General features: G+C 57.8%; 12 protein-coding genes. 3 read left to right on the plus strand and 9 right to left on the minus strand.

All coding sequences use genetic code 11. The annotated features are described in order from the left end of the window. Positions 1-76: 76 nt before the first annotated feature. Entirely contained in the window at positions 77-856 is a 780-nt protein-coding gene (gene deoC / locus AB6V08_RS08660) for a deoxyribose-phosphate aldolase (RefSeq protein WP_368542290.1), read from the minus strand. Positions 857-1119: 263 nt separating this feature from the next. Here deoC and AB6V08_RS08665 point away from each other — a divergent pair, with 263 nt between their 5' ends. Together AB6V08_RS08665 and AB6V08_RS08670 are read left to right on the plus strand one after the other, a co-directional pair. After that, positions 1120-2655: a YjjI family glycine radical enzyme gene (locus tag AB6V08_RS08665; RefSeq protein ID WP_368542291.1), complete on the plus strand. Its 1536-nt coding sequence runs from the start codon at positions 1120-1122 to the stop codon at positions 2653-2655. After that, positions 2630-3490 carry a YjjW family glycine radical enzyme activase gene (locus AB6V08_RS08670; RefSeq protein ID WP_368542292.1) on the plus strand — a complete coding sequence of 287 codons (861 nt, stop codon included), beginning with the start codon at positions 2630-2632 and terminating at the stop codon, positions 3488-3490. The genes AB6V08_RS08665 and AB6V08_RS08670 overlap by 26 nt, the downstream gene beginning before the upstream one ends. On the opposite strand, the gene AB6V08_RS08675 is transcribed toward AB6V08_RS08670, so the two are convergent. The 8 genes from AB6V08_RS08675 to AB6V08_RS08710 all read right to left on the minus strand — a co-directional run bounded on the left by AB6V08_RS08675 (position 3485) and on the right by AB6V08_RS08710 (position 9857). After that, entirely contained in the window at positions 3485-4267 is a 783-nt protein-coding gene (locus tag AB6V08_RS08675; RefSeq protein WP_368542293.1) for a TatD family hydrolase, read from the minus strand. The two genes, AB6V08_RS08670 and AB6V08_RS08675, sit on opposite strands and share 6 nt — an antisense overlap. Further along, on the minus strand, positions 4264-5316 hold the full coding sequence (locus tag AB6V08_RS08680; protein WP_368542294.1) for a patatin family protein: 1053 nt from the start codon (positions 5314-5316) through the stop codon (positions 4264-4266). Before AB6V08_RS08680 ends, AB6V08_RS08675 begins: the two co-directional genes overlap by 4 nt. A 117-nt stretch (positions 5317-5433) precedes the next feature. Then, positions 5434-5595, minus strand: a complete 162-nt coding sequence (locus AB6V08_RS08685; protein ID WP_003856556.1) for a DUF1328 domain-containing protein — start codon at positions 5593-5595, stop codon at positions 5434-5436. A 127-nt stretch (positions 5596-5722) separates the two neighbouring features. Further along, a complete protein-coding gene (gene osmY / locus AB6V08_RS08690; protein ID WP_368542295.1) occupies positions 5723-6340 on the minus strand; it encodes a molecular chaperone OsmY in 618 nt (205 codons plus the stop codon). A gap of 313 nt (positions 6341-6653) precedes the next feature. Further along, positions 6654-8243, minus strand: coding sequence for a peptide chain release factor 3 (gene prfC / locus AB6V08_RS08695; RefSeq protein ID WP_368542296.1), 1590 nt, complete (start codon positions 8241-8243; stop codon positions 6654-6656). Positions 8244-8334: 91 nt separating this feature from the next. Further along, positions 8335-9012 (minus strand): pyrimidine 5'-nucleotidase, encoded by a 678-nt coding sequence (gene yjjG / locus AB6V08_RS08700; RefSeq protein WP_368542297.1) that lies wholly within the window; start codon positions 9010-9012, stop codon positions 8335-8337. Positions 9013-9031: 19 nt separating this feature from the next. Next, positions 9032-9475, minus strand: coding sequence for a ribosomal protein S18-alanine N-acetyltransferase (gene rimI / locus AB6V08_RS08705; protein ID WP_368542298.1), 444 nt, complete (start codon positions 9473-9475; stop codon positions 9032-9034). After that, entirely contained in the window at positions 9444-9857 is a 414-nt protein-coding gene (locus AB6V08_RS08710; RefSeq protein ID WP_368542299.1) for a DNA polymerase III subunit psi, read from the minus strand. Before AB6V08_RS08710 ends, rimI begins: the two co-directional genes overlap by 32 nt. Before the next feature lie 102 nt (positions 9858-9959). Between AB6V08_RS08710 and rsmC the strand changes: the two genes are divergently transcribed. Continuing rightward, complete coding sequence (gene rsmC / locus AB6V08_RS08715) at positions 9960-10988, plus strand: 16S rRNA (guanine(1207)-N(2))-methyltransferase RsmC (protein ID WP_368542300.1); 1029 nt, start codon at positions 9960-9962, stop codon at positions 10986-10988. The last annotated feature ends 172 nt before the right edge of the window (positions 10989-11160 follow it).

An 11160-nucleotide genomic window follows, 5' to 3' on the forward strand; every position in this document is an offset into this window, starting at 1 on the left:
CGGGTGGCGCTACGCTCACCCGCCCTACGATCCTGTAGGCCGGATAAGCGAAGCGTCATCCGGCATTGTCTGGCAATCAGTAGCTGCTTGCGCTCTTGCCGTCGCCGTGGCCCAGCGCTTTCAGCAGGCTTGCCAGCAGGCTGGACGCGCCAAAGCGATAGTGGCGAGAGTCGGCCCAGTCGGCGCCAAACAGCTCGTCGGCGATCGCCAGGAACTGCTGCGCGTCTTCTGCGGTACGCACGCCGCCAGCCGGTTTGAAGCCAACGGTTTTAGACACGCCCATGTCGCGGATCACTTCCATCATGATGCGCGCGCTTTCCGGCGTGGCGTTCACCGGCACTTTACCGGTAGAGGTTTTGATGAAATCCGCACCCGCTTTGATAGAGATTTCAGACGCTTTACGAATCAGCGCTTCTTCTTTCAGCTCGCCGGTTTCGATGATTACTTTCAGCAGCACGTTTGCCGCCGCGCAGGCGTCTTTACAGGCTTTCACCAGGTCAAAACCTACCTGCTCGTTCCCGGCGATCAGCGCGCGGTACGGGAATACCACGTCCACTTCGTCAGCACCGTAGGCAATCGCCGCGCGGGTTTCTGCCAGCGCGATGTCGATATCGTCGTTGCCGTGCGGGAAGTTAGTCACGGTGGCAATACGCACGTCCGGCGTCCCCTGCTCTTTCAGCGTTTTACGGGCAATCGGGATAAAGCGCGGGTAGATACAGACGGCAGCGGTATTGCCAACCGGCGTTTTTGCCTGACGGCACAGGGCGATGACTTTCTCGTTGGTGTCGTCATCGTTCAGGGTGGTCAGATCCATCAGTTTCAACGCACGCAGGCTGCTTGCAGTTAAATCGGTCATAACATTCTCCAACGGCAGTGCCGTATAAAATTTCACCTTGCGGGTCTGTTAGTATTCTAACATTCATCCGCACTCACACTTCGACATTCATCACAGTTAATGAAAACTGCATACAAATTTGCATTACTGTAATGAGATCTAATTCAAATTTTATTGCTGAAACTGCCGACTAAAGCAGCGATTACCCGTGTCGGATCAAAAGCCCCCGCGGGATCCCTTCCTACAATCCGCGCATCAACCGCAGAACAATAAAGGAAGTGAATATGTCCGACGCCCTGCAACAACGTTGCCAGCATATTGTGACAAGCCAGGTGCTGACGCCCGAGCAGAAACGTCATTTTCTGGCGCTGGAAGCGGAAAACAACCTGCCCTATCCCGCTCTGCCGCAGGCAGCACGCGCGGCGCTGGACGAAGGGGTTATCTGCGACATGTTCGAAGGCCACGCGCCCTACAAACCGCGCTACGTTCTGCCGGATTACGCCAAATTCCTCGCGAACGGGTCAGAATGGCTGGAGCTGGAAGGCGCGCAGGATCTCGATGACGCCCTGTCGCTGCTGACCATCCTTTACCACCATGTTCCGTCCGTCACATCCATGCCGGTGTTTCTCGGACATCTCGATGCGATACTGCAACCGTATGTTAGAATTCTAACACAAGACGAAATCGATGTTCGAATAAAACGTTTCTGGCGCTACCTCGATCGCACCCTGCCGGACGCCTTTATGCACGCCAACATCGGCCCGGCGGATACGCCCGTCACGCGCGCGATTTTACGTGCCGACGCCGAGCTGAAGCAGGTCGCGCCGAATCTCACCTTTATTTACGATCCAGAGATCACCCCTGACGACCTGCTGCTTGAGGTGGCGAAAAACATCTGCGAATGCAGCAAGCCGCATATTTCTAATGGCCCGGTGAATGATAAAATTTTCACAAAAGGCGGCTACGGCGTGGTGAGCTGTTACAACTCGCTGCCGCTGGCGGGCGGCGGCAGCACGCTGGTGCGCCTGAATCTGAAAGCCATCGCCGAACGGAGCGACTCCCTCGACGATTTCTTCACCCGCACGCTGCCGCACTACTGCCGGCAGCAAATCGCCATTATCGATGCCCGCTGCGACTTCCTTTATGAGCAATCCGGCTTCTTTGAGAATAGCTTCCTGGTGAAAGAGGGGCTGATCGATGCCGGGCGTTTTGTGCCGATGTTCGGCATGTACGGCCTGGCCGAGGCGGTCAACATACTGTGCGAGAAGGCCGGCATTCGCGGGCGCTACGGCAAAGACGAGCAGGCCAACGCGGTGGGGTATCGCATCAGCGAGCAGCTTGCGGCCTTTGTGGAAAACGCGCCGGTGAAGCACGGCTGGAAGCAGCGGGCGATGCTGCACGCCCAGTCGGGGATCAGTTCCGATACCGGCACCACGCCGGGGGCGCGTCTGCCCTACGGCGATGAGCCCGACCCCATCAGCCATCTGCTGGCGGTCGCACCGCATCACGCGCATTACCACTCCGGCATCAGCGATATTTTAACCCTCGATCAAACCGTGAAGCGCAACCCGCAGGCGGTGGTGAAGCTCTGCCTGGGCGCCTTCAGCGCCGGAATGCGCGAGTTTACCGCCAACGTCGCGGGTAACGATCTGGTGCGCGTGACCGGGTACATGGTTCGGCTCTCGGATCTAAATAAATACCGCGAGGAGGGATCGCGTACCAACACTACATGGCTTGGGGAAGAAGCGGCGCGCAATACCCGGATCCTCGAACGTCAGTCACGCGTGATTAGCCATGAACAGCAGATGCGCTTTAGTTAGTCAGGTTATCCCCTTCTCCTGCGTGGACGGGCCGGGCAGCCGCCTGGCGCTGTTCCTTCAGGGGTGCAACCTGCGCTGTAAAACCTGCCACAACCCGTGGACTATCGGCCGCTGCAACGACTGCGGGGACTGCGTGCCCCACTGTCCGCACGGGGCGCTGAACATACAGGCCGGACGCGTCTGGTGGCAGGAGAGCGACTGCCAGCAGTGCGACACCTGCCTGCACCTGTGCCAGCAGCAGGCGACGCCGATGGCGCAGCGTATGAGCGTGGACGACGTGCTTGATCAGGTTCGCAAGGTCGCGCCCTTTATCGACGGCGTGACCGTCAGCGGCGGCGAAGCCACCACCCAGCTGCCGTTTTTAGTTGCGCTGTTTACCGCGCTAAAAGCCGAACCCGCGCTGCATCATCTCACCTGCCTGGTGGACAGCAACGGTCTGCTGGGGGAAACCGGCTGGCAGAAGCTGCTGCCGGTATTTGACGGGGCGATGGTGGATCTCAAAGCCTGGGGAAACGAGCATCACCGCTTCCTGACCGGGCGCGAAAACCCGCCGATCAAGCACAGCATCCGCTGGCTGGCGCAGCATAACCGGCTCACCGAGCTGCGGCTGCTGGTTATCCCCGGGCAGTGCGATTACCTGAAGCATCTGGACGCGCTGAGCGACTTTATCCGCTCGCTCGGGAACGTGCCGGTGCGTATCAACGCCTTTCACGCTCATGGGGTTTACGGTGACGCGGCGGCCTGGCGCAGCGCCACCCCGGACGACATCGAGCCGCTGGCGCAGGCCCTGGAACAGCGGCAGATTTCGGTTATCCGCCCGGCGCTCTATCTATAGCGCGATGCCAAACAGCTCGCGGGTGTTGTCGAGCAGCGCCTGGGCAATCACGTCCGCGGGCTCCTCACGCAGTTCACAAAGAGCAGTAAAGACGCGCGCGGCCTGCTCCGGGCGGTTCGGCTGACCCTGAAAGCCGTTCAGCGGCATGTCGGGGGCGTCGGTTTCCAGCAGCAGCGCCGACAGCGGCAGCTGCGCCATCACCTCCCGGGTTTTGCTGGCGCGGGGATAGGTAATTGTTCCGCCCACGCCAATTTTGTAGCCCAGTTCGATAAACCGCTGCGCCTGCTGCAGGCTGCCGGAAAAGCCGTGCACCACGCCCGTTCTGGGCAGATTCATGCGCTTAAGGTGCATCGCCAGCTTGTCGTGGGTGCGGCGGGAATGGAGGATCGCCGGCAGATCGTGACGCTTCGCCAGCCGAAGCTGGGCGTCGAGGATCGCCTGCTGGCGCTCAAACTGCGGATCCTCGCGATAGAGATCGAGGCCGATCTCGCCAATCGCCACCAGCTTGCGCTCCGCCCTTTGCAGAATCTCGTCCAGCCTGTCGATGTGCTCGTCCCGGTGGTGCTCAATGACGATGGGATGCAGGCCAAGTGCGGCGTACAGCGCAGCGTGCCGTCCGGCGAGATCCAGCACCCTGTCGAAATACGCCGCTTCAATAGCGGGGACGACGATCGCCTCAACCCCCGCCCGCGCGGCGCGCTCGATGCTCTGCGCCTCGTCGCCGGTAAAGGGCGGAAAATCAAAGTGGCAGTGGGTGTCGATAAAGCGGTGCGTCACGCCAGATCCTCGTTGTCAAAAGTGGTGTCATTCGCATGCGGGAGATCCACCAGCGGCGTGGTCAGCGCGTCGTTCGCGACAATCGCAGGCGGCGTGATAATGCGCTGATGCCGGTGAAGCGGCGGCTTCTCGGCCAGCATTTTCCCTACCGTGGCGAGGAAATAACGCCCGCACAGCCGCCCGGTTTTGTAATCCATTCGCAGGGCGGGCAGACGGCTGCCCAGCGCCATACTGAGCAGCGGCTTAGGCGGATAAATTTCAAAGATCCGCAGCTTGCCCGGCGGCTTTTCGATAAAGCGCTGCATCGCGCCGTAGCTGGACTCGTGGCGCTGGGCGATATCCACCAGCGGCTGCAGGCTGCTGTCCCCGAGCCAGCGCTCCATCCGCTTGAACCACTGCGGGGTGTAGTACATCTGCGAGGGCACGGTGCGGATCACCACGATGGTCTTCGCCCCCCGGCGGGCGGCCTCCTGCACCGGCACCGCATCGCTGATGCCGCCGTCGAGATAGCTGATTCCGTCGAGCAGCGCGCCGGTGCGGTAAAACCCGGGAATAGCGCTCGAGGCGCGAATAATATCGAGCCAATTCTCCTTCTGCGGCGAGAAATAGCCCGGCGAGTAGTCGTCGCCCCGGCTGGCGCACATCCAGAACTCTTTTCCGGTATCGAACAGTCGCGACGCCGTGTCCATCGCCAGTGGCATCTGGCTGGAGGTGGAATCCAGCAGCCAGTCGAGATCGATAAGATTCCCCCCGCGCACGAAGCGAATCGGGTTGAAGAAATCCCGCGACGTGGTGTAGCGCATGATCACCTTTCGGGCATAGCCCGGCTGGTTGCACACGTAGGCAGAGAGATTTTGCGCCCCCGCGGAGGTGCCAAAGAAGAGATCGAAAGGATTGAAGTCGGCGCGCATAAATTCATCCAGCACGCCTGCTGTGAAGATACCGCGCTGCCCGCCGCCCTCGCACACCAGTGCAAGCCGGCCCGGACGATACGGTTTTAACGCCAGCGGCGCAATATTGCCGAGCGTAACGGGAATTCGTTGCCCCACCTCTGCTTTCCTGTGTTATTTGTTTTATGAATACACAGTAACCTACACCTTACGCGGGGCTCAAACCAGAAAAAGCCAGTCACGAGGACTGGCTTTGTTTAAGAAATGTTGCGATTGCTACGGACGTCGACGGCCTGTGAACAGGCTCACCAGGAACAGGATGATACCGACAACGAAGACGATTTTAGCCGCCCATGCCGCTGTACCTGCCAGTCCACCAAAGCCTAAAGCGGCGGCAATTAACGCGATTACCAGAAATATAATGCCCCAACGAAACATAAGCCTCTCCTTTACCATAGTTAATGTCGGCCGCTATACGTGAGTGCTCAGGCTACTCACCGGCGTTTTTCCAGTGTCGTTCTTATTTCGCCCACAGGCCTTAGCCAAATGGGCGAGTGGTGTGGATTTATTTCACTTTCAGGTCGTTTTTAACGCTTTTCACGCCATCAATGGCTTTAGCGATAGATTCCGCACGTTCCGCCTGCGCCTGTGAATCAACCGTACCGGACAGCTGAACCACGCCGTCGGTCGTTTCTACTTTCACCTTGCGCGATGGCACGACGTCATCTGCTAATAGTTTAGCTTTGATTTCGCTGGTGGTTGCCGCATCGCCTGCATAGCCTTTCACCGACGCGTTTTTGCCGTCACGGACGTGCAATTTATCGCTAACGGAGGCAACGCCTTCAACGCCTTTAGCCACTTTCACGGCCTGCTCGGCCTGGGACTGGCTCTCTACGAAACCACTCAGGGTGACAACTTTCTCGTTGGTTTTAACGGAAATATCGGTGCTCTTGATATTTTCGTCATCCACCAGCGCGGCTTTCACTTTTGCTGTGATTGAGCTGTCATCCATGAAATTACCGACTTTATTCATAGAGCTATCGATTTTTTCACCTGCGCTATTAACGGTGGATTGCGCTTTGTCCGTAGTGGTGGTTTCCGCGAAAGCAGAGCCACTTACCAGAACGCTACCTAACGTTACAGCCAACAGAGTTTTAGAAATCTTCAGTCTTGTCATATTCATCGATGTATTCCTGTGTAATGCCCGACATTCGGGTGGCAAACTTCCTTTATTACTAGCATCACTAGTTTTATCTGTTGCGAATAAACACGCGGGCAAAGTGGAGAACCAAAATCCATGCATTGAACAGTTAATTCGTCCACGCCCGGTGCTAAACACTGAGTTAAATATAGATCACTCTCACAGGGTCGCTTTCAGAATCGGGCAAAAAACGAGCAAACTACGCGAAAAAGCGCTGATTTAAGAACATTCCGCAAGGGATTAATAAGACAGGAATAAAAGAAGAGCACGGCGGGAGCCGTGCTCTGAGAGGGGATTAGTGCTCGCGGGTTTTACGGAACTGCACGTCAGGATAACGTTCCTGCGTCAGGTTCAGGTTGACCATGGTTGGGGCGATGTAGGTCAGGTTATCGCCGCCGTCGAGCGCCAGCTGGATTTCGTTCTTACGCTTAAATTCTTCGAATTTCTTCACGTCGGAACACTCAACCCAGCGCGCGGTCGCCACGTTCACCGATTCGTAAATCGCCTCAACGTTGTATTCGCTCTTCAGACGCGCCACAACCACGTCGAACTGCAGCACGCCGACGGCGCCCACGATCAGGTCGTTATTGGCGATGGGGCGGAACACCTGCACTGCGCCCTCTTCGGAAAGCTGAACCAGGCCTTTCAGCAGCTGTTTCTGCTTCAGCGGATCGCGCAGACGAATACGGCGGAACAGCTCCGGCGCGAAGTTCGGGATACCGGTGAACTTCATCATTTCGCCCTGGGTGAAAGTATCGCCAATCTGGATGGTGCCGTGGTTGTGCAGGCCGATGATGTCGCCAGGGTAGGCTTCTTCAACGTGCGAACGGTCACCCGCCATAAAGGTCAGCGCATCGGAAATCACGACGTCTTTACCTATACGCACCTGGCGCAGCTTCATGCCCTTCTCGTATTTCCCGGACACCACGCGCATGAAGGCCACGCGGTCGCGGTGTTTCGGGTCCATGTTGGCCTGAATTTTAAAGACGAAGCCGGTGAATTTCTCTTCCTGGGCTTCCACTTCACGGGTGTCGGTTTTACGCGGCATAGGCTTCGGCGCCCACTCCACCAGACCGTCGAGCATGTGGTCAACGCCAAAGTTACCCAGCGCGGTACCGAAGAAGACCGGGGTAATTTCACCGCTCAGGAACAGCTCTTTATCGAACTCGTGCGAAGCGCCTTTTACCAGCTCCAGCTCGTCGCGCAGCTGCGCGGCCAGCTCGTCGCCCACGGCGGCATCCAGATCCGGGTTGTCCAGACCTTTCACGATACGCACTTCCTGAATGGTGTGGCCTTTACCGGTCTGGTACAGGTAGGTTTCGTCTTTATAGAGGTGGTACACGCCCTTGAACAGCTTGCCGCAGCCGATTGGCCAGGTGATTGGCGCACAGGCGATTTTCAGCTCGTTTTCCACTTCATCCATCAGCTCCATCGGGTCGCGGATGTCGCGGTCGAGTTTGTTCATGAAGGTGAGGATAGGCGTATCGCGCAGACGGGTCACTTCCATCAGCTTGCGGGTACGATCTTCTACACCTTTCGCGGCGTCGATCACCATCAGACAGCAGTCAACCGCCGTCAGGGTACGGTAGGTATCTTCAGAGAAGTCTTCGTGGCCCGGGGTGTCGAGCAGGTTCACCAGGCAGTCGTGATACGGGAACTGCATCACGGAGGTGGTAATCGAAATACCACGCTGCTTTTCCATCTCCATCCAGTCAGATTTTGCGTGCTGGCTGGAGCCACGGCCCTTAACGGTACCGGCGGTCTGGATCGCCTGTCCGAACAGTAACACCTTCTCGGTGATGGTCGTTTTACCGGCATCCGGGTGAGAGATAATGGCAAAAGTACGGCGCTTGGCCACCTCTTGCAGATAAGGAGACAACGTCATAATTAAATCTTCTTTTATAAGCGCGGCAGCACGCCACGCATCATGGAATACAAAATTGCGGCTATTTTACCCATCAACAGGGGGCAGGCAATCATTGTTTACACAGGAGCTGCTCCAGTTCGTTCAATGACGTCACGGTCCAGGTCGGCCGGATGCCTTCCGGCAGGACGCGACCGTGCGCGTTCAGCCAGACGGTCGACAGACCCGAGTTCATACCGCCCAGAATATCCGACTCGGCGGTGTCCCCGACCATCAGCACGCGCTCGCGGTCAGGGTTGCCCGCCTGCTCCAGCGCATAGTCAAAAATACGCGGATCGGGCTTTGGCACACCCACTTCTTCTGAAATCACCAGCGCGTCGAAATGATCGCGCAGGCCGGTTCGCTCAAGGCGAATCTGTTGCAGCGCGGTAAAGCCGTTGGTGATGATCCCAAGCTTTACCTTTCCTTTCAGCGCGTTGAGCAGCGAAACCGCCCCCGGCAGCGGCGCACAGATATCCGCCATTGCGTTGAGGAAGGCGTCGTTAAGCACGCCCGGGCTTACCTTCAAACGTTCAGCCCACACGTCAAAGCGCTGGTGCTGCAATTGTAACGCGGAGATGGCACCGTTCTGGTAATCCACCCACAGCGGCTTGTTGACCGCCTGATAGTCCTGAAAATCTTCCGCGGTGAAGGTGACGCTATAGTCCAAAAACATCCGCTGTAGGCCGCCGAACGAGTCAAACGTAAACAGCGTTTCGTCGGCATCAAAGAAAATCCAGTCCCATTTCATCGTTACAACCTTATTTTAGTTATCCAAGCGGCAGAGCCATGATAATGGCGTCTTCACGTCCCTCTGCGGTGGGGTAGTAGTTACGGCGAACTGTCGCCTCGTTAAAGCCTAAGCTTTCATAGAGCGCGATGGCGGCGACGTTCGATGCGCGTACTTCCAGCCACAGGGTGAAGACGTCACGGGTTTCAAGCTCGCGAATGATATGTTCCAGCAGCGCCCTTCCCAGGCCCCGGCGCTGATACGCCGGATCGACGGCGATGTTAAACAGCGTGGCCTCGTCCAGCACAACCTGCGTGATAGCAAACGCGGCCATGGTGTCGTCGACGTCCAGACGGTAGTTCAGATAACGCTCGCCCTGGTTGCTGGCAAAGGTTTTTTCGCTCCACGGAAAAGCGTGGGCTCGCGTTTCAATGGCGAACGCTGCCGCGAGATCAGACGTCGTGAGGGAAGAAATCGTGTTCATATTTGCAGATTTGTTGCCACAGCGCGCTACGCGCTTTTGGGTTTGCTTTTAGCGTGTCCAGCCCGGGCGAGCTGATCTGGCTTCCCGCAAGGGCAACCTCGTCCACCTCACCCAGTCGCCAGCTGTTGCAGCGGCTGTCGGCGGGCAGCATCGCCACCCGGTCAGGCGTTAGCTGTAAAACCTGATCCGGCGTCAGCTTCAGGCTGCGAAGGACATCGACGATCAGGGCTTCATTCAGGGCAGGCAGCTCCTCCGCCACCATCACCAGGCGAACGTGCGCCGGGATAGCAATGGCGATTTCACCCTGCAACGCCGTCGGGCGACGCAAGGCCCACTGGGTGATACCCAGCTGCTGCAACTGCCAGTCTCGTCGGGATGTCATAGGGAAAGCTCCTGTCTCTCAGGCGCGCAAATATAGCAAATGTGTCGAAAGTGCGCCATCTACCTACTATAATCCCCGCCTGAGTTTATTGAGGAACAATTCATGTCTGCATTTACCCCGGCAAGTGAAGTCTTGCTGCGTCACAGTGATGATTTCGAAGAAAGCCGTATTCTGTTTGCCGGAGATATGCAGGATGACCTGCCTGCGCGATTCGACTGTGCTGCAAGCCGTGCCCATACCCAATATTTCCACCACTGGCAGGTGCTGAGCCGCCAGATGGGCGAGCGCGCGCGCTTTAGCCTGGTGGCTGACCAGAGCGACGTTGCCGACTGCGACACGCTGATCTACTACTGGCCTAAAAACAAACCGGAAGCGCAGTTCCAGCTGATGAACCTGCTCTCCCTGCTGCCGGTGGGTTGCGAAATCTTCGTTGTCGGCGAAAACCGCAGCGGCGTGCGCAGCGCCGAGCAAATCCTTGAAGCCTACGCCCCGCTGAACAAAGTCGACAGCGCCCGTCGCTGCGGCCTGTACCACGGTCGTCTGGAAAAACAGGCTGAGTTTGATGCCGAGAAATTCTGGGGCGAATATCAGCTCGACGGCCTGACCATCAAAACCCTGCCGGGCGTGTTTAGCCGCGACGATTTGGACGTTGGCAGCAAGCTGCTGCTGTCCACCCTGACCCCGCACACCAAAGGCAAAGTGCTGGACGTGGGCTGCGGCGCGGGCGTGCTGGCGACGGTGCTTGCCAGCCATTCGCCGAAGGTGCGCTTAACCCTGTGCGACGTGAGCGCGCCAGCGGTTGAAGCCAGCCGCGCAACGCTTGCCGCTAACGGGTTTGAAGGTGAAGTGGTCGCCAGTAACGTCTTCTCTGATATTACCGGCCGCTTTGACATGATCATCTCCAACCCGCCGTTCCACGACGGCATGGAAACCAGCCTTGAAGCGGCGCAAACCCTGATTCGCGGCGCGGTTCGCCATCTGAACAGCGGCGGCGAGCTGCGTATCGTGGCCAACGCCTTCCTGCCGTACCCGAAAGTGCTGGATGAAACCTTCGGCTTCCACGAAGTGATCGCGCAGACCGGCCGCTTTAAGGTGTATCGCACCGTGATGACGCGCCAGGCGAAGAAATAATTCGTCAGGCCCGCTGCCGGATACGCGCCAGCGCCATCCGGCATCAGGCTTATCTGTTCCGACCATTTTTGCAGCAAACAATAAAACCTGCGCACTTTTCAGTTGACGTAAAGCTGAAAACATCTAGAATGCGCCTCCGTGGTTACGATACTTTTAGTATCGATGATGCGAA

This window comes from Enterobacter soli (genome assembly GCF_964208575.1).
GTDB lineage: Bacteria > Pseudomonadota > Gammaproteobacteria > Enterobacterales > Enterobacteriaceae > Enterobacter > Enterobacter soli_A.